The sequence below is a fragment of the Anaeromyxobacter dehalogenans 2CP-1 genome (assembly GCF_000022145.1).
GTDB lineage: Bacteria > Myxococcota > Myxococcia > Myxococcales > Anaeromyxobacteraceae > Anaeromyxobacter > Anaeromyxobacter dehalogenans.
Map to the genome: position 1 here is coordinate 4,189,393 of NC_011891.1, position 21,734 is coordinate 4,211,126.

General features: G+C 76.4%; 18 protein-coding genes, 2 tRNA genes and 1 other RNA gene. 5 read left to right on the forward strand and 16 right to left on the reverse strand.

What is annotated here, in order from left to right; translation table 11 throughout:
- Nucleotides 1-25: 25 nt before the first annotated feature.
- The 10 genes from A2CP1_RS19005 to tadA form a co-directional block, all read right to left on the reverse strand.
- Nucleotides 26-1,576 carry a tetratricopeptide repeat protein gene (locus tag A2CP1_RS19005; RefSeq protein ID WP_012527669.1) on the reverse strand — a complete coding sequence of 517 codons (1,551 nt, stop codon included), beginning with the start codon at nucleotides 1,574-1,576 and terminating at the stop codon, nucleotides 26-28.
- A 258-nt stretch (nucleotides 1,577-1,834) separates the two neighbouring features.
- Nucleotides 1,835-2,422: a GTP-binding protein gene (locus A2CP1_RS19010; protein WP_011422681.1), complete on the reverse strand. Its 588-nt coding sequence runs from the start codon at nucleotides 2,420-2,422 to the stop codon at nucleotides 1,835-1,837.
- Nucleotides 2,423-2,424: 2 nt separating this feature from the next.
- Nucleotides 2,425-2,904 (reverse strand): roadblock/LC7 domain-containing protein, encoded by a 480-nt coding sequence (locus A2CP1_RS19015; RefSeq protein WP_011422682.1) that lies wholly within the window; start codon nucleotides 2,902-2,904, stop codon nucleotides 2,425-2,427.
- Nucleotides 2,905-3,044: 140 nt separating this feature from the next.
- A complete protein-coding gene (gene recR, locus A2CP1_RS19020; protein ID WP_015934855.1) occupies nucleotides 3,045-3,641 on the reverse strand; it encodes a recombination mediator RecR in 597 nt (198 codons plus the stop codon).
- Nucleotides 3,642-3,644: 3 nt separating this feature from the next.
- The gene (locus tag A2CP1_RS19025) at nucleotides 3,645-3,956 is read right to left on the reverse strand and encodes a YbaB/EbfC family nucleoid-associated protein (RefSeq protein ID WP_015934856.1); all 312 of its coding nucleotides are present in this window, start codon (nucleotides 3,954-3,956) and stop codon (nucleotides 3,645-3,647) included.
- Nucleotides 3,956-5,761, reverse strand: coding sequence for a DNA polymerase III subunit gamma/tau (gene dnaX, locus A2CP1_RS19030; protein WP_015934857.1), 1,806 nt, complete (start codon nucleotides 5,759-5,761; stop codon nucleotides 3,956-3,958). The genes A2CP1_RS19025 and dnaX overlap by 1 nt, the downstream gene beginning before the upstream one ends.
- A gap of 55 nt (nucleotides 5,762-5,816) precedes the next feature.
- Nucleotides 5,817-5,910: signal recognition particle sRNA small type (ffs, locus tag A2CP1_RS23070), an RNA gene on the reverse strand.
- 68 nt (nucleotides 5,911-5,978) lie between these two features.
- Nucleotides 5,979-6,068: transfer RNA gene (locus A2CP1_RS19035), tRNA-Ser, on the reverse strand.
- A gap of 278 nt (nucleotides 6,069-6,346) precedes the next feature.
- A tRNA-Ser gene (locus A2CP1_RS19040) sits at nucleotides 6,347-6,437 on the reverse strand.
- Between the two features lie 50 nt (nucleotides 6,438-6,487).
- Entirely contained in the window at nucleotides 6,488-6,970 is a 483-nt protein-coding gene (gene tadA / locus A2CP1_RS19045; protein WP_280959881.1) for a tRNA adenosine(34) deaminase TadA, read from the reverse strand.
- 253 nt (nucleotides 6,971-7,223) lie between these two features.
- Between tadA and A2CP1_RS19050 the strand changes: the two genes are divergently transcribed.
- Nucleotides 7,224-10,070 (forward strand): Ig-like domain-containing protein, encoded by a 2,847-nt coding sequence (locus tag A2CP1_RS19050; protein WP_015934859.1) that lies wholly within the window; start codon nucleotides 7,224-7,226, stop codon nucleotides 10,068-10,070.
- 48 nt (nucleotides 10,071-10,118) lie between these two features.
- On the opposite strand, the gene A2CP1_RS19055 is transcribed toward A2CP1_RS19050, so the two are convergent.
- Nucleotides 10,119-11,888, reverse strand: coding sequence for a radical SAM protein (locus tag A2CP1_RS19055; protein WP_015934860.1), 1,770 nt, complete (start codon nucleotides 11,886-11,888; stop codon nucleotides 10,119-10,121).
- 115 nt (nucleotides 11,889-12,003) lie between these two features.
- On the opposite strand from A2CP1_RS19055, the gene A2CP1_RS19060 reads away from it, so the two are divergent.
- Genes A2CP1_RS19060 through truD form a run of 3 tightly spaced genes read left to right on the forward strand, consistent with a single transcriptional unit; the run spans nucleotide 12,004 to nucleotide 15,265 of the window.
- On the forward strand, nucleotides 12,004-12,939 hold the full coding sequence (locus tag A2CP1_RS19060) for a DsbA family protein (protein ID WP_015934861.1): 936 nt from the start codon (nucleotides 12,004-12,006) through the stop codon (nucleotides 12,937-12,939).
- A complete protein-coding gene (locus tag A2CP1_RS19065; protein WP_015934862.1) occupies nucleotides 12,906-14,222 on the forward strand; it encodes a DUF4388 domain-containing protein in 1,317 nt (438 codons plus the stop codon). Before A2CP1_RS19060 ends, A2CP1_RS19065 begins: the two co-directional genes overlap by 34 nt.
- Entirely contained in the window at nucleotides 14,219-15,265 is a 1,047-nt protein-coding gene (gene truD, locus A2CP1_RS19070; protein WP_015934863.1) for a tRNA pseudouridine(13) synthase TruD, read from the forward strand. Before A2CP1_RS19065 ends, truD begins: the two co-directional genes overlap by 4 nt.
- On the opposite strand, the gene A2CP1_RS19075 is transcribed toward truD, so the two are convergent.
- Nucleotides 15,266-16,174, reverse strand: coding sequence for a GAF domain-containing protein (locus A2CP1_RS19075; RefSeq protein WP_015934864.1), 909 nt, complete (start codon nucleotides 16,172-16,174; stop codon nucleotides 15,266-15,268).
- Nucleotides 16,175-16,189: 15 nt separating this feature from the next.
- Nucleotides 16,190-17,350, reverse strand: a complete 1,161-nt coding sequence (locus A2CP1_RS19080) for an OmpA family protein (RefSeq protein ID WP_015934865.1) — start codon at nucleotides 17,348-17,350, stop codon at nucleotides 16,190-16,192.
- A 158-nt stretch (nucleotides 17,351-17,508) separates the two neighbouring features.
- Between A2CP1_RS19080 and A2CP1_RS19085 the strand changes: the two genes are divergently transcribed.
- The gene (locus tag A2CP1_RS19085; RefSeq protein ID WP_015934866.1) at nucleotides 17,509-17,775 is read left to right on the forward strand and encodes a GlsB/YeaQ/YmgE family stress response membrane protein; all 267 of its coding nucleotides are present in this window, start codon (nucleotides 17,509-17,511) and stop codon (nucleotides 17,773-17,775) included.
- Between the two features lie 16 nt (nucleotides 17,776-17,791).
- On the opposite strand, the gene A2CP1_RS19090 is transcribed toward A2CP1_RS19085, so the two are convergent.
- The 3 genes from A2CP1_RS19090 to A2CP1_RS19100 are packed head-to-tail and all read right to left on the reverse strand — an operon-like array spanning nucleotide 17,792 to nucleotide 21,719.
- A complete protein-coding gene (locus A2CP1_RS19090) occupies nucleotides 17,792-19,345 on the reverse strand; it encodes a right-handed parallel beta-helix repeat-containing protein (RefSeq protein ID WP_015934867.1) in 1,554 nt (517 codons plus the stop codon).
- On the reverse strand, nucleotides 19,345-20,361 hold the full coding sequence (locus A2CP1_RS19095; RefSeq protein ID WP_015934868.1) for a PEGA domain-containing protein: 1,017 nt from the start codon (nucleotides 20,359-20,361) through the stop codon (nucleotides 19,345-19,347). The genes A2CP1_RS19090 and A2CP1_RS19095 overlap by 1 nt, the downstream gene beginning before the upstream one ends.
- Nucleotides 20,358-21,719, reverse strand: coding sequence for a serine/threonine-protein kinase (locus A2CP1_RS19100; RefSeq protein WP_245529843.1), 1,362 nt, complete (start codon nucleotides 21,717-21,719; stop codon nucleotides 20,358-20,360). Before A2CP1_RS19100 ends, A2CP1_RS19095 begins: the two co-directional genes overlap by 4 nt.
- Between the last annotated feature and the right edge of the window lie 15 nt (nucleotides 21,720-21,734).

Sequence of the window (21,734 nt, forward strand, 5' to 3'; positions counted from 1 at the left end):
CATGGCGGGCTCGCGCCCGGCGCCGCTACTTCTTCAGGCGCCGCTTCGCGTCCTCGACCTGGCTCTTCGCCACGGTGTCGGTGACGCCCTGCACGGCGACCGCGGCCGCGAACGCCTCCTGGGCCTTGGCGTTGTTCTTCGCGAACGAGAACAGGGTGCCGGCGCGGTAGAGCGCGCGGGCGGCGAAGTTCGGGTCGCCCTTGGCGCAGGTGGCGTCCTTGCCGAACACCAGGTAGCGCTCGGCGGCGTCGGCGGTCTTCTTCGCGGTGTCGAGCTCGGCCGCGACGTTCTGGAGCGCCACGCAGCGGTTCGGATCGCCCGGCCACTTCTCCACGAACTCGGAGTACATGCGGGCCGCGCCGGCGTGGTCGCCCTTCTTCGAGTGCTGGGCGGCGAGCAGCAGCGCGTTCTGCGGCGCCACCTTCGACTCGGGGAACTCCTTCAGGATGCGCTGGCGAAGCGCGCTCGCCTTGGCCGCGTCGCCGGCCTTGTCCCAGGCGATGGCGGCGTTGTGGAGCGCGCCGGCCACGTCGCCGCTCGACGGATCCGCGGCGAGCGCCTCGAACGCCTTGGCGGCGTCGGCGGCCTTGCCGGCCTCGAGCAGCTTCTGCGCCTCGGCGAAGCGGGCGCCGGCCTCGGAGCGGCCGAGGTCCTGGAGGACCTTCTCGTAGGACGCCTTGGCCTTCGGGTCGGTGGCCTTCTGCTGCTGGGCGGTCACCAGGTCGCGCACGCGCTTCGTGGCGGCCTCGTGCCCGGCGGCGTCCTTCGCGAACGCGAACGTCTGCAGGTAGAGCGGCGCGGCCGCCTCGACCACGTCGGCGTCGTCCGGCCAGCGCTGCAGCACCACCTCGAAGCGGCGGCGCGCCTCCTCCATGTTGTCGAACGCGTACTGCACCTCGGCGGCGATGAGCGCGAGCTGCTGCGCTGGGACGAGGCGCCGCTCGGCGGCAGGCTTCTGCTGCTCGGGGTCGGCGTCGATGTTCGCGAGGTACACGTCGGTCGTGTCCACGAAGCGCTTCCAGGCGCCGGGCGGCGTGCGCGGCTTCAGCGCCTCGCCCTTGCGCTGCTCGACGTAGGCCAGCTTGATGGGCTCGAGCTTGCCGCTCTTCACGTCCGCGTTGGCGGCCATGAGCCAGGCCTGCGCGGCGAGGTGGCCCGCGATCGCCTTCGTCTTGGGGCCGGCGTGCTGATCGGCCGAGGTCCGCTCGGCCGCCTGCGCCGCCTTCTCCCACTGCTGCGCCTGCATGAACAGCTCGGCGGCGTTGTAGCGGATCGGGATCTGGTACTCGTTCGCGCCGAAGCGATCGTTGAAGTTGCCGAGCCCCTCGGCGGCCGTCGCCCACTCGGCGCGGGCCTGGTCCATGTTGCCGGCCTGGGCCGCGATGTCACCGCGCCGCTTGTGGTCGAGCACGTCGGAGTAGAAGGCGCGCTCGGCGTCCTCCTGGATCGCGCTCGCGCCCGGCATCTTCTCGTCGGCCTGCTTGAAGCGTTCCGACGGCCCCCTGGCCGCGCCGCCGCCCGTGGCGCACGCGGTCGCGAGGAGCAGGAGGGCCGCCATCCGGATCTTCGATGTCATGTTGAGCACCTCGTTCCAGTGTCTCGCTCGCCCCGTCGCATGCCGTGGGCGGCGCACGTCGCACTCGCACTCAACCGGGCGGGCCGGTGGTCGACCGGTCGAACGGTTGGAATCCCGAGCAAATACGCCATCCCGGCGCGCACCGCCAGAACTAATGTCGTGTCCGCTGGGGGGCGCGCGGCCCGCGCGGGCGCACGTCGGCCGCGCGCGTCGCGGCGCTCGGGTCGCTGCGCGCGGGCGCGCGGGTGCGGGTGCGGGCTACCCGCCCTTCTTCAGCTCGGTGAGCACCAGCTTCGCGACCGACTTCAGCGTGTCGAACACGCCCACGCCGGTCGGCGCGACGGCCTGGAACTCCGGCACGCCGCGCGGGTTGAGCAGGCGGCGGAGCTCGTCCACGGTGGCGGTGTTGGGCAGGTCGCGCTTGTTGTACTGGACGACGTACGGGATCTTGTTCAGGTCGTAGCCCTGCTCGGCCAGGTTCACGCGGAGGTTCTCGACCGACTCGAGGTTCGCCTCCATGCGCTCGATCTGCGAGTCGGCCACGAACACCACGCCGTCCACGCCCTTCAGGATCAGCTTGCGGGAGGCGTCGTAGAACACCTGGCCCGGCACCGTGTACAGGTGGAAGCGGGTCTTGAAGCCGCGGATCTCGCCCAGCGACAGCGGGAGGAAGTCGAAGAAGAGGGTCCGCTCGGTCTCGGTGGCGAGCGAGATCATCTTCCCCTTCGCGTCGGGGTTGGTCTTCGCGTAGACGTACTGGAGGTTGGTCGTCTTCCCGCACAGGCCGGGCCCGTAGTAGACGATCTTGCAGTTGATCTCGCGCGAGCTGTAGTTGATGAAGCTCATGATCACTCGCTGAACAGATTGTCGATGTCGTCGTCGGTGATCTCGGCGAACGGGCTCGCCGCGCCCGGCGCGGCCTGCTTCCTGGCCAGCGCGTCGAAGACGCGGGCCAGCTCCTCCCCGGCCTTCTTCACCCGGAGGCGCACGAGCCCGAGCGAGCTCTTCGCGTCGAAGATGACGACCAGCACCACCCGGCCGCCCACGATGCTCATGTGGAGCGATTCCTTCTCGCCCTCGTGGAACTGGTTCGGGAACTCCTTCTCGCCGATCAGCTTGGCGAGGCCGCCCATGGCCGCGACGTTACCCGCGGTGAGGGACGCGAGCGAGGTGGTGTCCAGGTTCTGCGCCTGCCCGCTCGACGCGATGAGCTGGCCGTTCTTGTCGACGAGGAAGACGACCTTGGCGTTCGCGTCGCGCGTGAGCCGGTCGCAGATCCCGGCGATGAGCCGGAACTCCTCCTCGTACATCACCAAGCCGGAATTCATGGGCCGTCGCTCTCCGCGAAGATCCGAGTGATGGGCGAATACCAGGGAACCGTGCCGCGTTCAATCGGGGCCGGCGCGTGTAGCGCGATATCGCACCGGGGAGGCGATGCGGCGCGGCCCGGGACCGGCGCCCGTCGCGCTCAGAGCTCGCGGCGGCCGGCCAGCGCGCGGGCCAGCGTCACCTGATCAGCGTATTCGAGATCCCCGCCCATGGGAACACCTTGGGCGATGCGGGTGACCTTGAGCCCCATCGGCTTCAGGAGCTTCGTCAGGTAGAGCGCGGTGGCCTCGCCCTCGACGTCCGGGTTCGTCGCCACCACGATCTCGTCGGCCGGCTCGCGCTCGAGGCGCACCAGCAGCTCGCGGATCTTCAGGTCGGACGGGCCCACGCCGTCGAGCGGCGAGAGCGCGCCGTGGAGCACGTGGTAGCGGCCGCGGAACTCGTGGGTGCGCTCCACCGCCAGCAGGTCCGGCACGCCCTCCACCACGCACAGCGTCCGGGGGTCGCGCTCCGGGTCGCGGCAGATCGCGCAGGGGTCCTGGTCGGTGAGCGTCTGGCAGGTCGAGCAGAGCCGCACGTCCCGCACCACGCCGGCGATCGCGGCGGCGAGGTCGCCGGCGTAGCCGGCGCCGGCCTTGAGGATGTGGAACGCCAGGCGCTGCGCGGTCTTCTCCCCGATGCCGGGGAGCCTCGCCAGCTCCTTCACCAGGCGCGCGATGGGATCCGCGACGGCCATCGATCAGCCGGCGATGCCCGGGATCTTGATGCCGCCGGTGGCCTTGCTCATCGACTCGTCGGCCGCCGTGCGCGCCTTCTCCACCGCCGCGTTCACCGCCGCGGTGACGAGGTCCTCGAGCAGCGCCTTGTCGTTCGGGTCGACGGCCTTCGGGTCCACCGTGAGCCGGGTGATCTCGCACTTTCCGTTCATGGCGACCTTGACGAGCCCGCCGCCGCTCTCGGCCTCGACGGCGATCTCGGCGAGCTTCTCCTTCGCGTCCGCCATGGCCTTCTCCAGCTTCTTGGCCTGGCGCATCAGGTACTGGATGTCCATCACAGCTCCTCGATCCGGTCGATGGCGCCGTCCAGCACGCGGACGGCCTCCTGGATGTTGGGGTGGGCGCGGGCGGTCTCGCGCACCCGGGCCGAGCGGGCCGTCCGCTCGGCGGCGTCGCTCGCGGCGATCGACGGCGCGGCCGCGCCGGGGGGCGCCGCCGCCGCGGCGGGCGCCGCCGGCAGGGCGGCCACGGTTAGCGCCAGGCGGGTGGGACGGCCGAAGAAGCGGCCGAACACGGCCTCGATGTCGCCGCGCTTCCGCTCCGCGCTCTGCGCGTGGAAGCCGGGCGGGAGCTGGACGCGCACCTCGCCCTCGCCGAGGCCGAGCAGCGCCGCCTGCTTGAGCGACGCGGCCGCGGTCGGGCTCTCCTGCTCCACCTGCTCCACCACCGCGCGCCAGCGATCGGCGGCGCTCGCGGCCGCGCCGGGGTCGGCCGCGGGCGCGGCGGGCGCCGGCGGCGCGGGCCTGGGCTCGGGCTCGGGCTGGGCGGGCGCCGAGCCGGCGGCGCACCCGGGCGTCCCGAAGGCGGGGAGGTCGCGCCAGCCGGAGGCGGCGGCGGCGCCGCGGGTCGGCGCGGCGGGCGGGGCCGGCGGCGCGGAGCCGGAGGGCGGCGCGGCGGGCGCGGCCGGCGTGGCCGGGCCGGCGGCGCGAGGCGGCGGGAGCGGCGCGCCGCGGGCGAGCGCCTCGACGCGCGCGACCAGCTCGGAGACCTGCGCGCCGGGGGCGAGGAACACGCCCTCCAGCAGCGCGACCTCGAGCGCGTAGCGCGGCTGCTCGGCGAGCTTCACGTCCACCACGGCGCGCTGCGCCAGATCGAACAGCCGCGTGAGCTGCGCCGCGTCGGCGGCCGCCGCCTGCGCGCGCACCTCAGCGAGCTCCGCGTCGGGCAGGTCGATGGGCGCCTGCGGCACGAGCTTCGCCACCACCACGTTGCGCAGGTGCCGGACCAGCTCCTCGGCGAGCCGCTTCACCTCGAGCCCGCGGTCGTGGAGCGCCTCGATCTCGCGCAGCAGCGCGGCGCCGTCGCGGCCGACCAGCGCCCCCGCGATGCGCGACACCGCGGCCGCGTCCACCGCGCCGAGCGCCTCCGCCACCGCGTCGTCGCCGGGCGCGTCGCCGCAGGCGGCCCGCACCTGGTCGAGCAGCGACAGCGCGTCGCGCATGCCGCCCTCGGCCTGCCGAGCCACCAGCGCCAGCGCGGCCGGGGAGAGCCGCATCCCCTCCTCCGCCGCGACCTTGGCGAGCTGGTCGGCGATCTGCTGAAGGGTCAGCCGCCGGAAGTCGAAGCGCTGGCAGCGCGAGAGGATGGTCTCGGGGACCTTGTGGACGTCGGTGGTGGCCAGCACGAACTTCACGTGCGGCGGCGGCTCCTCCAGCGTCTTCAGGAGCGCGTTGAACGCGCCCTGCGACAGCATGTGGACCTCGTCCACCACGAACACCTTGAAGCGGTCGCGGGCCGGCCGGTACTTCACCGCCTCGACGATGTCGCGGACGTTGTCCACGCCGTTGTTGGACGCGGCGTCGATCTCCACCACGTCCACCGCGCGGCCCTCGGCGATCTCGACGCAGGGCGTGCAGACGCCGCACGGCTCGGCCGTCGGGCCCTTCTCGCAGTTGAGCGCCTTCGCGACCAGGCGGGCGGTGGTGGTCTTGCCGACGCCGCGCGGCCCGGTGAACAGGAAGGCGTGGGCGAGCTGGCCGGTCTTGAGCGCGTTCGACAGCGTCCGGACCACGTGCTCCTGGCCGGACATCTCGCCGAAGCGCTGCGGCCGGTACTTGCGGGCGAGGACGAGGTAAGCCATTGGGATCGGTCACCGCGGGGGCGTGGCGCGCCTCACCTTCCAGCAAAAAAAGCCGGCCCACAATCCCCGGGCGCACGGAGGACCACCTACCGTTGCTCCCTTCCGGGCCTGGCGGGGTTCGATGGCCCCCACGTCGCCCGAGGATTCTGGGCCGGCTCGCCCGGCGTGACGCCGGCTCGCGGGTCCCAACTCCTTAACGTCCTGGGACCTGCAATGCTGGCGGAGAGGGTGGGATTTGAACCCACGGTACCGTTCCCGGTACACACGATTTCCAGTCGTGCACCTTCAACCGCTCGGTCACCTCTCCTTATACCTGGGGGAATGCTCGGCTCCCCTGTGCTTCGCCAGGGGAGCCTGCGCTCCCCCAGCCCCCCTGCTCGCTACGGCCCACGCTACCGCGTGGGCCTGCGCTCGCTGAGGTTACCGCTTCCAACTCTCCAGGGAGTGCTCTGCTCCCTCCCTGGCGGTGGGGCCGAACGGGCCCCGTGATGTCTTCTCGGGAGCTCTCTATGCCTCTCCCCTGACCTCGGCTCCGGCCTCGTCTGTTCTCGCCGCAGCGAGCGAGCCCGCAGTCGTGGTCCAAATTGGCGGAGAGCGAGGGATTCGAACCCCCGGTACCGTTGCCGGTACACCTGATTTCGAGTCAGGCGCCTTCGACCAGCTCGGCCAGCTCTCCGCGGGCGGGTTTAACCGATCTCCCGGGGCGTGCCAAGGGGGAAGGCTTGGCTACCCCTCGCCGCCGTTGCCGTTTCCGTTCCCGGCGCCCCGGCGGGCCCGGAAGAAGGCTCTCAGGAGCTCGCCGGACTCCTCGGCCAGCACGCCGCGCTCCACCGGGAAGCGGTGGTTCAGCCGGGGGTCGGCGGACAGGTCCTGGAGCGAGCCGGTGCACCCGGCCTTGGGATCGCTCGCCCCGTAGACGAGCCGGTCGATCCGGGCGAGCACCATGGCGCCGGCGCACATGGCGCAGGGCTCGAGCGTCACCACCACCGTCACGCCGGTGAGGCGCCAGCGCCCGAGGGTGCGCGCCGCCTCCTGGATGGCGAGGAGCTCGGCGTGGGCGGTGGGATCGCGCGCCGCCTCGCGGGCGTTCGCGCCGCGGCCGACCACGCGGCCCTCGAACAGCGCCACCGCGCCGACCGGCACCTCGCCGCGGGCCGCCGCCTCGCGCGCCAGCCCCAGCGCCTCCTGCATCGCCTCGCGCTCGTCCACGCGCCCTACATACCCCGACGCCGGCCGCCCGCGCACGCGCGCCGCGGCGCCGCAGGGGTCGCCGCGCACCCGAGGTGAACCCCGCGGGTGGCCGGCCGGACCCGCACGCCGCGTCCGGACGCGCGCGCCCGGCCTCCACTTCCGGTCACGTCCGCGCGCGCCGGCGTTCCGTGGTGTGGAGCACGTTCACCAGAAGTCGCAGTCACCGCCGGCGAAGGCCGGCCTCCGCCACCCTCGCCGACCGGAGCCCTCCATGAAGCCCACCCGCCGTCCCATGCTCGCCCTGCTCCTCGCGGCGGCCGCCTGCTCCGGTGGCGGCGGCGACGACACCCCGGTCGCCCTGCCGGTGACGGTCTCCGCCACGCCGGCGCTCGTGAAGGCGGACGGTGCGGCGACGGTCACCGTCCACGTGCGCGCCGGCAAGGGACCGGTCGCGGTGGTGGCGAGCCGCGGCACGTTCCTCGGCACCGGCACCAGCACCGCCACGCTCGCCGCGGCCGAGGGCGACCTCACGCTCGTCACCTGCGACCAGCGCCTCGACCCGGCGTGCTGGGGGCCGGTGTCGGTGACCGCCTCCGACGCGTCGCTGGCGTACGGCCTGGCGCAGGTCACGTTCGTCGGCGCCGAGGTCTGCGACAACGGCGTGCCGGACGCCGGCAACCCGGCGGCGGACTGCGCCGCGGCCGAGTGCGCGGGCGCGACCTGTCGCACCGGCACCGGGGCGGTGGGGACCTGCGCCGGCGGCGCGTGCACGTGCACGCCCGACGCCGGGCAGGCGGGCGGCGAGACCGCCTGCGACGACGCGCGCGACAACGACTGCGACGGCGGGGTGGACTGCGCCGACACCGGGTGCGCCGGGCGCCGCTGCCTGGCCGCGGGCGGCGCGGTGGGCGCCTGCGCCCAGGGCGCGTGCGTCTGCACGCCCGCGTCGGCCAGCGAGGTCGCCTGCGGCGACGGGCGGGACGACGACTGCGACGGCCGGGTGGACTGCGAGGACGCCGACTGCGGCGGCGCCACCTGCGCCACCGCCGACGGACGGGCGGGCGCGTGCGCGGGCGGCGCCTGCGCGCCGGTCGCCTGCGACGCCACCGAGACGGCCGAGGTCTCCTGCGCGAACCGGCTCGACGACGACTGCGACGGCCTGGTGGACTGCGCCGAGGCCGCCTGCGACGGGCAGGCGTGCGACGCGGCCGCCGGCGCGCGCTGGGCCTGCCGCAACCGCCGCTGCACCGACCTCGCCTCCGGCGTGGCGCTCGGGCTCGCCCCGGCGCGCACCCGCATCCCGGCCGACGGCCGCGCCACCACCGCCGTCACGGTGACGCTCGCGCGCGACGGCGTGCCCGCGGCCGGCGAGCAGGTGGTGCTGTCCACCACGCTGGGCGCGTTCCGGGCCGAGGCCGGCCCGGCCGCGACCGTGACCGTGATCACGGACGGCGCCGGCGTGGCGGCGGCCACCTTCGTCTCCGCCGCGCAGGGCGGCACCGCGCTCCTCACCGCCCGGCTGGCGGCCGCACCGGTCGAGACCACCGCGTCGGTGCGCATGCCGGCGCTGGCGCAGATCTCGGCCCAGCCCGCGCCGGCCTACCCGGTGATGGGCGTTCGCGACTCCGGCTGGAACGAGGCGAACGCGGTCACGTTCACCCTGACGGGCGACGACGGCCTCGCCTACCCGGACGGCCTGGAGGTCTACCTGGAGCACCCGCGGCTGGGCGGCTCCGACCTGCACGGCGCGATGCCGTGCGCCGTGCCCGGCCCGGCGTGCAGCGCGGTGCACACCGCGATCATGTCCGGCGGCGCCCCGCCGGACACGCTCGGCCAGGCCCGCGTCACGCTGCAGTCCGGCACGGTGGCCGGCACGCTCACGGTGACCGCGACCGCCACCGCCGGCGGCCAGACCCGCTCGGCCCTGCTCCAGCCCGGTGTGGCCGTGGTCGGCGCGCGCGCCAGCGCCGGCGCGTTCACGCTGGTGTGCAGCCCCCACAACGTGGAGGCGCTCGCCGCCACGGACTGCGGCGCGTCGCTGGTGGACGCGGCGTTCACCTGCGTCGCGGTGTTGCAGGACCGCTACCAGAACGTGCTCGGGCGCGAGACCGCGGTGACGTTCCTCTCGGAGGCGAGCCGCGCCGCCGTGGCGCGCACCACGCCCGCGTACCAGCCCGGCATGGACCCGTCCGCCCAGCGGGACCTCGGCCTCGCGTCGGGCCTGTTCGCGACGCTGGGCGGCTACCTGCCCGAGGACGTGGCGCCGCGCCCGGACGAGCCGTCGGTGACCTACGCCGACGCCTGCGGCACGCGCACCCACAACCCGCGCGACGGGCTCGTCGCGGTGATCGCGGTCGCCGACGGAGAGGAGGCGTTCACCGACCTCGACGGCGACGGCCGCCACGGCGCGGGTGAGCCGTTCGTGGATCTGCCCGAGCCGTTCGTGGACGCCGACGACGACGGGCAGCACGATCCCGGCGAGGCGTTCGTGGACGTGGACGGCTCGGGCGACTGGACCGCGGCGAACGGGCGCTGGGACGCGCTCACGAAGATCTGGACGCAGACGGTGGTGCTGTTCACCGGCGCCCCGCTGCCGGCCGTCCCCGCGCCGGGCGGCGCGGGCCTGCTCGGCACCCGCTGGGCGGCGCTCCCCGCCGCCGGCGAGGGGGCGTGCACGCCGACCGCCCCGGCGGCGCCGTTCACGCTCACCGCCGGCGACCCGCCCTCGCGCGCCACCTACGCGGTCTACGCCGCGGACGTGAACCTGAACCTGCTCCCGGCGGCCACCTCCTACGCCGTCGCGGTGCGCGCCCCCTCCAAGATCTCCGCCGCCTACCGTGGGCTCGACGCCTACCCGGACGGCCGCGGCCTCGAGTTCACGTACCAGCCGTGCAACGCAGCCAGCGCGTGCGGGACGCGCTGCCCGGTGGGCAGCGTGGGGCCCTGCCGGATGGTGGCGCGGCTCGGCGGGTTCACCTGCGGCGTGGGCGCGTCGGTGACGCTCACGGCGGGCAGCGAGGCGGACCCCTACGCGCCGAGCGAGGTGGACTGGATCGTGGATGCCCCCATCCCGCTCCCGCTGGAGCTCCCGATCACCGGCACCAGCGCCGCGCCCTGATCCGATGGTCCGCTCCGGGCCCGTCCGCGGGCCCGGGGCGGGCGCCGGTCAGGAAGGGCGGGCCGGCGCGGCCAGCTGCACCACCGCCGGCTCGAGCTCGGGGTGATCGGCGCAGTCGAGGCCGCAGGCGCGGCAGGTGTCCACCGCGCACTTGGGCGTGAGCTTCGAGCCCACGCCGCGGCGGAGCTCGCGGGCCAGGAACCGCTTCTCGAGGCCCTGGTCGATGAAGTCCCAGGGCAGCGTCTCCTCGACGCCGGCCTCGCGCAGCACGAAGAAGTCCGGATCGTGCGGCCAGCGCGCCAGCGCCTTGCGCAGGTCGCCGCCGGTCTCGCGGTGCGCCAGCTCGAGCAGGTCCGCCACCCGCCGGTCGCCGCGCGAGAGCAGCGTCTGGAGGTACGCCTCGCGCGGGCTGAAGAAGTCCACGTCGATGCCGAGCGGCCTCAGCGTCCGCTCCAGCAGCTTGCGCTTCGCCTCCAGGCACTTGCGGTCGTGCATGGGCAGCCACTGGAACGGCGTCCACGGCTTCGGCACGAACGGGTTCACCGAGAGCGAGATGCGTCCCATGCGCCCGCGCTTGCGGGCCCACGGCAGCATCACCTCCTCGCGGATGCGCACCGCGATCCGCGCCATCCCGAGCACGTCGTCGTCGGTCTCGCCGGGCAGGCCGCACATGAAGTACATCTTCACGTGCTGCATCCCCTGCGAGAGCGCGTTCTCCGCCGCCTGGACGATCTGGTCGTCGGTGAAGTCCTTGTTGATCACCCGGCGCATCTTCTCGGTGCCGGCCTCGGGCGCGATGGTGATCGACCGCTCGCCGCCCTCGGCCATGCGCCGGGCGAGCGGCCCGGTGATGGCGTCCACGCGCAGCGACGACGGGCTGAACGTGCCGCCCTGCTCGCCGATGAAGCAGGTGAGCGCGTCGAGGCCGGTGTAGTCGCTCGTGTCCGGGCCGATGAGCCCGATGCGCTGGCCGCGGGCGATCCCCTCGCGCACCTCGGCGCGGAGCCGCTCCAGGTCCACCTCGCGGTACGGGCGCTGCACGAAGCCGGCCGCGCAGAACCGGCACCCCCACAGGCACCCGCGCGCCACCTCGGTGAGGAACAGGTCGCCGAACTGCGCGTCGGGGCTGTCCACCACCCGCGAGGTGGGCACCTGGCGGAGATCGGGGACGTAGCAGCGCCGCACGCGCTCCGGCGCGCCCTCGCGCGGCGCGAAGCGGGTGACCCAGGCGTCGCGCGCATCCCGCGTGTCGGAGTACTCGACGTCGTACAGCCCGGGCACGTAGCCGCCGGGCAGCTGCGCCACGCGCCGGAGCAGCTCGGCGCGGGCGGGCCGCTCCTCGCGCGCGGCGCGGGCGAGCGCCAGGAACGGCCCGACCAGCTCCTCGCCCTCGCCCACCAGGAACGCGTCGAAGAACGGCGCCAGGGGCTCGGGGTTGATCTGCACCGCGATGCCGCCCCCGAGCACGAGCGGGTGGCGCTCGTCGCGGTCCGCGCTGCGGAGCGGCAGGCCGGCGCGGTCGAGGAGCTCGAGGACGTGGGCGTCGTCGTCCTCGAACGAGAGCGAGAACGCCACCACGTCGAAGTCGCGCAGCGGCCGGCCGGACTCGACCGTCCGCGGCTCGCCCCCGTCCTCCGGCAGGAAGGCCCGCTCGCAGGCGGCCCCCGGGTCGGCGTTGAACAGCCGGTACACCGCGTGGAAGCCCAGGTTCGCCATCCCGAGCCGGTAGGCGTTCGGGTACACGAGGGCGACGCCCAGGCGCCCGCCGGGCTCCTTGCGGATGGTCCCCCGCTCCCTCGTCGGCTGCTCGCGTTCCAAGGCCGGTCCTGTCTAAGCAGACCATGGGGGCCGTGCCACGTTCAAAGCGTGCGGCGCCCACCCCGCGGGCGGGTCGTACTAGAATCCCGCGACCGCGCTCCCCGGGGCTCCCTCCATGACCGTCTCCCGCTCGATCCTCCTCGCCGCGCTCGCGGCCCTCGGCCTCGCCGGCCTGCCCGCCTGCAAGACCGCCGCGCCCGCACCGGGCGCCCCCGCCGCCGCCGCCCCCGCCGGCGCCGCCCCCGCCGCCACCGCCGACCCGCTCGCCGGCGTGGACCTCGACGACCTCACCCCGGAGCAGCGCGCCATCGTGCGCGACTGGGCCTCGCGGGCGTTCTGCTACTGCGGCTGCCCGCACACGGTCACGAGCTGCCTGCGCACCCACCAGCCGTGCAAGCACGCGGCGCGCATGGCTCGCCTCGCGGCGCGCCTGGTCGCGGCCGGCGCCGGCCCCTCGGCCCTGCCGGGCCTGGTGGACGACTACTACGCCTCGTTCGACCGCCGCATGGCGCTCGCCACCGACGGCTTCGGCCCGCCGCTCGGCGACCCGGCGGCGCCCGTCACGCTGCTGGAGTTCTCCGACTTCACCTGCCCGTTCTGCCGGGGTCTCCGCCCGGCGCTGGAGCGCTTCGTGGAGGAGCACCCCGGCCGCGTGAAGCTCGTCTTCAAGCCGTTCCCCATCGAGGCGCACCCCGGCGCGCTGGAGGCGGCGCAGGCCGGCGAATGGGCGCGCGACCAGGGCATCTTCTGGCCGCTGCACGACGCGCTGTTCGAGGCGGCGGCGCCGCTCGACGTGGACGCGATCGCGGCGGCCGCGCGCGAGGCGGGCGGCGACGCGGGCGACCTCCGCGACGCGCTCGCCAGCCGGAAGTACCTGGACAAGATCCGCGCCTCGCAGGCGGAGGCGCGCGCCGCCGGGCTTCGCGGCACGCCCACGCTGTTCCTGAACGGCCGCTACCTGGCCCTGCCCGACTTCTCGCCCGCGATGCTGCTGCACGCGCTGGAGGACGAGGAGGAGTGGCAGCAGCACCAGGGCTGGGAGAAGGACTGACCCTCCTCGTCGACATCGACGCCCACGGGCGGCTGGTCCCCCAGACCGACGAGGTCCGGCGCGCGCTCGCCGACCGCGCCGGGCGCTTCGTGCTCCTGCCCTCCGCGCCCGACCTGCTGCTGGCGCGCCGCACCCCGGCCACGGGGACCGCGGCCGCCCGCCCGCGCTGCCTGCTGGCCGGCGACCTGGACGGCTTCCCGCTGGGCGACCTGATGGCGTTCCTGCACCAGTCGCGGCTCACCGGGATCCTCACCGTGTCGTCCGGCGGGGTGGAGCGCTCGTTGGCGTTCCAGGAGGGCGAGGTGCGCGGCGCCCGCTCCAGCGCGGCCGGCGAGCGGCTGGGCGAGATCGCCGTGCGGCTCGGGCTGGTGGGGGAGGCGCAGGCGCGCGAGGCGCTGCGCTCGGGGCGGCCGGTGGGCAAGGCGCTGCTCGACGCGGGCGCGCTCTCCGCGGCCGACCTGTGGAACTGCCTCCACGAGCAGGCCACGGTGGTGTTCCAGGCCATCCTGCTCGCCGGCCGCGGCACGTTCGTGCTCATGGACGAGGAGCTGCCGGAGCGCGCCGCCGCCGCGCTCACGGTGAGCACGCAGGCGCTGCTCATGGACGGCGCCCGGCGCATGGACGAGCTGGCGCTCTTCCGCGCCCGCATCCCCGGGCCCCGGGCGCGCGTGCGCCGGCGCCGCCCGCGCCGCGCGGCCGCGCTCCAGCCGCCGGAGCGCGCCCTGCTCGAGCTGGTGGACGGGAGCCGCACCGTGGCCGAGCTGGCCATGGCCGCGCACCTGGACGAGTTCGAGGCGACGAAGCTCCTCTACCACCTCGCCGAGGCGGGCCACGTCGCGGTGGAGGCCGACGCGGCCGCGGAGCCGGCCCCGGAGGCGGCGCGCCTGGCGGAGCTCGCGGAGGCCATGAACACGCTCCTGCGCGAGGTGACCGCCGCCGTGCCGGAGGCGGGCCGGCCGGCGCTGCGCGCCGCGGTGCGCGGGTTCCTCGCGGACGGCGCGGCGGCGTGGGCGCCGGTCTGGGCGCACGTGGGCCACGCCGATGACGGCGCGCTCGACCCGGCCGCGCTGGCCGCGAACGTGGGCGCGCTGGCCCCGGCCGCCGCCGCCCGGCTCCACCCGTCCGGCGATCGCGCGCGGGTGCTGTTCGAGGCGCTCCGCGAGCTGCTCTTCTTCCACCTCTTCGCCGCCGGCGACCGCCTGGAGCGCGCGGCGGAGCGCGCCCTGGGGGCGTCGCTCCGGCGCGGCCTCGCGCGCGTCGAGGCGCTCCTCCCCTCCGCATGACCGACCTCCCCTTCGTCACCGCCGACCTGCCCGGCTCCGGAGGCGCGCTGCGCCGCGCCCCCGAGGACTTCCGGGTGGACGAGGTGCCCGCCTACCTGCCGTCCGGCGCGGGCCCGCACCTGTACCTCCGCGTGGAGAAGCGCGGGCGCACCTCCCGCGACGCGGTGCGCGAGCTGGCGCGGGCGCTGGGCGTGCCCGAGCGCGACGCCGGCTGCGCCGGGCTGAAGGACAAGGACGCGGTCACCACGCAGTGGCTCTCGTTCCCGGTGGCGCGCGATCCCGACCCGGCCGCGCTCGCCGCGCCGGGCCTGCGCGTGCTGGAGGCCTCGCGCCACCAGAACAAGCTCCGCACCGGCCACGTGCGCGCGAACCGCTTCACGCTGGCGGTGCGCGGCGGCGATCTGGGGCGGGCCCGGGAGTGCGCCGGCGCGCTCGCGGCGCGGGGGCTCCCCAACTTCTTCGGGCCGCAGCGCTTCGGCGCCGCCGGGCGCAACGCGGCGGTGGGGCGCGCGCTCGTCACCGGCGAGCGGACCCCGGAGGCCGGCCGCGCCGCGCGGGATCGCTTCCTGCGCCGGCTCTCGCTCTCCGCCTACCAGTCGCTCCTGTTCAATCGCTGGCTGGCGGAGCGGATGGCGGACGGGCTGTTCGCGGCGGCGCTGGCCGGCGACGCGATGAAGAAGCTCGACACCGGCGGGCTGTTCACCTGCGAGGACCCCGCCGCGGACGGGCCGCGGGTGGAGCGGTTCGAGATCTCGCCGGCCGGCCCGATGTTCGGGCACGCGCTGCGCCTGGCGGCCGGCGAGGCCGGGGCCCGCGAGGCGCGGCTGCTCGAGGCCGAGGGGATCGCGCTCGCCGACTTCGCGCGCGGCGGCGGCGAGGCCGAGGGCACCCGCCGCGCGGCGCGGCTGCGGGTGGAGGTCGCGCTCGAGCCGCTGGAGGACGGGTACCGGGCGGCGTTCGAGCTGCCCCGCGGCGCGTACGCCACCGTGGTCATGCGCGAGCTGACCAAGGGCGAGGCGGAGCTGCCCGAGGACGCAGACTGATCAGGCGCCCAGGCGCGCCGCCGCGTGGTCCGCGAGGAGCGCCAGCACCGCCACGTCCTGCTGGTCGAACAGCTCGCCGCCCCGCTTGTTCATCACCTCCATCGCGCCCAGCACCCGGCCGCCGCGGGCGATGGGCGTGCACAGGAGCGAGCGGGCCTCGTAGCCGGCCGCGCGGGCCACCGCGTCGTCGAAGCGCGGGTCCTGGCGCACGTCGGACACCGCGAGCGCCACGTTCTCCTGCACGCAGAACCCCACCACGCCGGCGCCGACCGGCACCCGCACGCCGCGCCGGAGGATCGCTCCGGCGGCGGGGCCGCGCGCGACGGCGAACGAGAGCTCGCGCTCGCCGGGCCGCAGCAGGAACACCGACCCGGCCTCGCAGCCGGTCAGCTCGAGCGCCAGGTCGAGCAGCGCGCCCAGCCCGCCGCCGGCCTCGGCGGCGACGCCGGGCAGCGCCGCCGCCCGCCGCGTCAGCCCGGCGAGCAGGGCGTCGGTGGAGGAGGAGCGCGGCGCCGGCTCGCGGCCGATGGGCGCAGGCGGCCGGCGGGGCGGCGGCGGCTCCCCGCGCCGCGCCGCGCCGGGGAGCGGCAGCTTCTCGGTGATCTCGTCGCGGGCCGGCCGCCGCGGCCGCGCAGGCGCGGGCGGGGACCCCGGCGGCGGCGTGCGCGCCGGGCGGACCGCCGCCTCGGGCAGCTCCTGGATCCGGAAGGCGCGGCCGGTCTCCGGGTCGGTGACGTGGATGACGCCGCCCGGACGCACGTCGCAGAGGACGTTCGCCGGGTGGCGGCCGCCGATGCGCGCCACGCCGGCCCGGAGCGCCCCGAGCCAGCTGTCCGCCTCGAGGAGCACCACCACGTCCGCCGCCTGCGCGGGCGGGGTGGCCGGCACGAAGATCTCGAACTGCGCCATGCGTCCCTCTCGCCTTCACCCGCCGGGGAGGATCCTGATCTCGGTGCGCCGGTTCTGGGCGCGCCCGCGCGCCGTCTTGTTGGAGGCGATGGGGTGCTCGGCCCCGAACCCCTTCGCCTCCACCCGCTCCGCCTCGATCCCGCGCCCGGCCAGCGCCGCCCGCACCGCCTCGGCGCGCGCCTGGCTCAGCCGCTTGCTCGCGGCCGCCTCGCCGGCGCCGTCGGTGTGGACCTCGACCGCGACCCGCAGCCGCGGGCGGTCGCGCAGCGCCTGCGCCAGCTCGTCGAGCAGGACCGCGCTCGACGGCAGCAGGTCGTCGCGCGCGCCGAAGCGCACCGGCTCGCGCAGCGCGATCCGGTCCCGCCCCACCTCGAGGAGCCGGTACGCCCGCGGGCACCCGTCGGCGGCGACGCCGGCCTGCTCGGGGCAGCGATCGTCCGGGTCGGCCACCCCGTCGCCGTCCGCGTCCATCACGGGGCAGCCGCGGTTCTCGAGCGGCCCCTGGTCGTGCGGGCAGGCGTCCACGCGGTCCACGATGCCGTCACCGTCGTCGTCCGGATCCGGGCAGCCGTCCTCCTCCTGGAACCCGTCGGCGTCCTCGGGATCGAGCGGGCACCGGTCGATCTCGTCGGGGACGCCGTCGCCATCGGAGTCCTTCGCCGGCGGGCACCCGAGCGTCTCGGCCGGCCCCGCCTCCGCCGGACACGCGTCCTCGGCGTCGCCGATGCCGTCGCCGTCCGCGTCCGGGCACCCCTGGAGCGTGGACGGGCCGGGCGCATCGGGGCAGCGGTCGTCCAGGTCCGGGACGCCGTCACGGTCGCCGTCGGTCTTCTCGATGATCACCCGCGCCGCGGGCTCGCCCTTGCGGATGGTGACCTGCGGGGCGGCGCAGGTCCGGGCCAGCTCCCGCGCGCGCCGGGCGCTGCGCCCGGCGGCCTCCACCCGGGCGCGGGCCGCCGCGTCCTCGCCCCGCCCCAGCCGCCGCTCGGCCTCTTCCAGGCTCGCCTCCGCGTCGGACAGCTCGTCCGCGGCGCAGCGCTCGGCCCCCGCGCCGCGGGCCTCCACCAGCTCGGCCCGGACCGCGCGCACGTCGGCCCGGAGCTGGCCGCCGGCGGCGCACGCGGTCACCAGGAGCGCCGGCAGGAGCGCGCGAGCGGGGGAGAGGCGGAGGGACATGGCGCGAGCCGACGCTACTCGGCGGGGGATCGGGGAGTCAAGGAAGCGCCCGTACCCACGGTCGAGGTGCGCCCGCCCGCGCGCCCGCCCGCGCCATGCCGGAGCGGGCAAGCACCGGCGTCGGCGTCGGGCCTACCTTTGCGCCGGGAGGCAGTTCAATGGGGATCATCGCCTGGATCGTCTTCGGGTTCGTCATCGGGCTCATCGCGCGCGCGGTGGTGCCCGGAAAGCAGAGCTTCGGGTTCGTCATGACCACCCTGCTCGGCATCGCCGGCTCGATCATCGGCGGGCTGGTCGCGTCCGCGTTCGCGGGCTCGCCCGGCACCTCGTTCCAGACCGCCGGGTTCATCGGCAGCCTGGTGGGGGCGATCGTGCTGCTCGTGATCGCGGGGATGGTGATGACGCCGCGGCGGCGGACCGTCTAGCGCCCGCGGCCCGGCGCTACTCGCAGATCAGCTCGGCCGCGGCCGGCGGGTCGCAGTACGTGGAGGCGTCCACCGACGCGGCGCTCACGCCGGTGACCGCCTCGTAGTCGGTCCCGGGCGCCGGCACGAGGCCCGCCCACCCGTTCCAGCGCGCGGTGACCACCGCGGAGTCGGCCACCAGGCCGCGGGCCGGCGACGGCGCGTACTCGCCGAACACGTTGCGCCCGGCCCCGCAGGCGTCGGCGCCGCCATCGAGGTGCCACGCCGTCACGCTGCCCGAGACCAGCACCTGGTCGCCGGCGTTGCCGTGGAGCGCGTTCCCGGAGAACCCCACCGCCTGCGTGCCCGCGGGCGGGTTGCCGGCGAGGTACAGGCCGCCCACCGCGCGCTTGGTGGTGAACGCGCCGCGCGGGGCGGCCGCGTTCCGGCAGATCCGCGTCCCGCTGATCCAGACGCGCGCGGTGTTCGCCTCGAGCACCACGCCGGTGGCCCCGTTGTCGCGGACGGTGCAGCCCTCCATCGTGAGGCGCCCGTCCGCCCCCGCGGCGGCGACCAGCCCGGCGCCGCCGTTCGCGGCCAGGGTCACCCGGAGCAGCGTGACGTCGCCGCGCGCGAGGCGCAGCCCCTCCTGCGCGTTGCCCTGGAGCACCGAGTCCTCGGCGGTGACCGGGGCGCCCACCGCGACCTCGCGCGCCACGGCCACGCCCGGGCCCGCTGCGCCCGAGACCGTCACGCGCTCCAGCGTCACCGGGCAGGCGCCCTCGAGGCGGAGCCCGGCCGCGAGCGCGCCGCCCTCGCGCGACGCCGCCACGGCGACGTCGGCCACGCGGGCGGGATCGCCGGCGGCGCACGCGGTCCGGACCGCGACCGCCGCGTCCGGCGCCGCGTCGTCGCGCACGGTGACGCCGGCGAGCGTCGAGCCGGCGCCGAGCGTCACGCCCGCCGCGACGACCCCGTCGCCCAGCGCCAGGATCCGGCCGGCCGGCGCGGCCGGGGCGTCGTCGCCCCGCAGCGTCACGCCGGGCGGGATCACCAGGTCGGCGGCCACCGGGTAGACCGCCGGGGCCGCGCCCGCCGCGACCACCGCGGTCGCGCCGCCCTCGGCCGCCCGGACCAGCGCGTCGGAGAGCGCGCGGAAGCGGCACTGCGCCGGCTCGCGCGCGCCGGTCGGGGCCGGCTCGCCCTGCGGCCCGCCCGCCACCGGGTCCACCCAGAGCTCGCCGCCGGCGGCGTCCGGGCAGTAGCACTCCGGATCGGCGTCCGGCGTCCGCTGACCGCACAGGACGCCCGCGCCGCAGTCCGCCACCCGCGTCCAGGTCCCGCCGCACACGGCGTCGCCGGTGCCGTCGCAGCGCACCACGTCGCCGGCGGTGGAGCACGTCATCTGGCCCGGCGTGCACGCGCCGCCCTCGCAGGCGGCCGCGCGCCGGCTGCAGCGCAGGTCGTTGCCGCAGGCCTGGCCGGAGGGGCACTGCGCGGTGGCGCCGGGGACCTGGCACGCGGCGCCCTCCACGTCCACCTGGCAGGCCGCGAGCGCGAGCGCGGCGGCCACGACGGCGAGGCGGCGCATCAGAAGGTCCCCTCCACGAAGAACAGCGTGACGCCCGCGGCGCCGGCCGCCCCCGCGATGCCGTAGAGCACGTTTGCGGTCCGCGCCTTCGAGCGCGCGTCGCGCGCCAGGGCGGAGGCGTCGTCGTGCGGCGCGCCGTCCACCAGCGCATCGCGCTTGCGCTGCGCGGCCTGGCCGTAGAGCGCGCCGGCGGCGAGCGCCGCGGCGGCGGCGCCGGCCGCGACCCAGGTGTACACGCGGTGCCGGGACGGCCGGGCCTGCGGCGCGGGCGTGAGCGGCACCGGCGCGGCGGGCGCGCGGGCGGACAGGTCGGGGCGGGCGGGCGCGGCCCCCGGCAGCGCGGTCGCGCGGCCCGGCTGCGGGGCAGCGGCGCCGGCGACGGGCGCGCCCGGGGCGGGCGGCGAGGCGCGGACGGTCGGGGCGGCCGGCGGCGCCGGGGCGGGCGCGGAGCCGGGCTGGAGCACCACCTCCACCACCCGCGACGCCGACGCGCCGACCTCCACCGCCTGCTCCACCGGTGCGTAGCCCTCGAGCGCGAGCGCGATCGTGTACGGGCCGGGCGGCAGGGTCAGGTGGAACGGCGTGGTGCCGCGCGGCCGGCCGTCGATGCGGACCTCGGCCCCGGGCGGATCGGTGTACACGAGCAGCGCCTGCACGCCGGCCGCGGCGAGGCGCGCCTCGATGCGGCCGATGGCGGCGCGGACCGCGGCCCGGTCGCGCGCGTCGGGCACCTCCCGCAGGTAATCGGTGTAGCTGCGCAGCGCGCCCGGCCACTCCTGGAGCTGCTCGCGGCAGCGGGCCACGTTGAAGTGGATGGCCCCGTGCGGCTTCAGCCGGTACGCCGCGTCGAACTCGGCGATGGCGGCGCGCCACTGCCGCTGCTGGTACAGCGCCGAGCCCTTGCGGAAGTGCGCGCTCGCCTCCGTCACGTCGTCCGCGCGCGCGGCGGCGGGGATCGAGGCGGCCGAGGCGGTGACGAGGGCGAGGAGCGGGAGCAGGCGCCAGGGTCGGGTCATCGGAAGGGGTCGGGCTTGAGCCCGCCATCGTCGGAGTAGGGATCGGCGGGCGCGGGGCGCAGGCGCGGGGCGGCCGGGCGGCGGGCCGCGGCGGGCACCGGGCGCGCAGGCTCCGCGGGCGCGTCCTCGACCGTGGGCGCGGCGGCGGGGGCGGCGGGGGCGGCGGGGGCGGCGGCCGCCGCGGCGGCGGCGGTCGAGGGCGGCGGCGCCGAGGCGTCCGGCGGCGGCACGGGTGGAGCGTCCTGCACGATGGGTGGATCTACCCGGAGGCCGGGGGTGACCGCCAGCGGGTCGGCGGGCCGCGGCGCCCGCGCGCGCGCCCACCACCACCCCGCCACACCCACAGCGGCGGCGAGCCCGATCACCGCGGCCGCCCGCGCCGTCCGGCGGCGGCGATCGGCGGCAGGGGCCGGCGTCCCGGCGCGCACGGTGGGAACGCCGCCCGGACGCCCGGCGCTGGACGGGTGCGTCGGCACGGGGAGCACCCCGGGCAGCTCGTAGCGCGCGGTGGCCGCGGCGGAGGACGGCCGCGCGTAGTCGCCGGCCAGCGTCGACAGCCGGATGCGCGTCACCTCCGCGGCGAAGTCGAGCATGGTCGCGAAGCGCCCCTCCGGCTGCTTCGCGAGCGCGCGCAGCACCAGCGCGTCCACCTCCGGCGGGATCCCGGCCCGGCGGCGCGACGGCGGCTCGGGCGCCTGCGTCTGGTGCGCGACCAGCGTCGCGATGGCGCTCTCGCCGACGATGGGGAGCGCGCCGGTGAGCATCTCGTACGCGAGGACGCCGAGCGCGTAGACGTCCGAGCGGTGGTCCACCGGCCCGCCCACCGCCTGCTCGGGCGCCATGTACTCGGGCGTGCCGACGATGGCGCCGGCGCGGGTGATGCGGTCCGTGCGGCCGAGCTGCTCCACGTGCGAGATGCCGAAGTCGAGCACCTTTGCGCGCTCCACGCCGTCCGGCCCCCGCACCACGAACACGTTCTCCGGCTTCACGTCGCGGTGGACCACGCCGCGCGCGTGCGCCGCGGCGAGCGCCCGGCACACGTGGTCGAGCAGGCCGAGCGCCCGGCCCACCGGGAGCGGCCCGTCCTCGCGCAGCACGGCACCGAGGCTCCGCCCTTCCAGCGCCTCCATCACGTAGTAGAGCGTGCCGTCGGTCTCCTCGCCGAAGTCGAGCACGTCCACCACGTTCTCCTGGCCGATGCGGCTCGCGGCGAGCGCCTCGTTGCGGAAGCGCTCGCGGAGCTCCGCGTCGGAGGCGCGCTCCCCCCGCAGCACCTTCACCGCGAAGCGCCGGCCCAGCACCGAGTGCTCGCACAGGTAGACCGCCCCCATGCCGCCCTCGCCGAGCTGGCTCAGCACGCGATATCGCTGTCC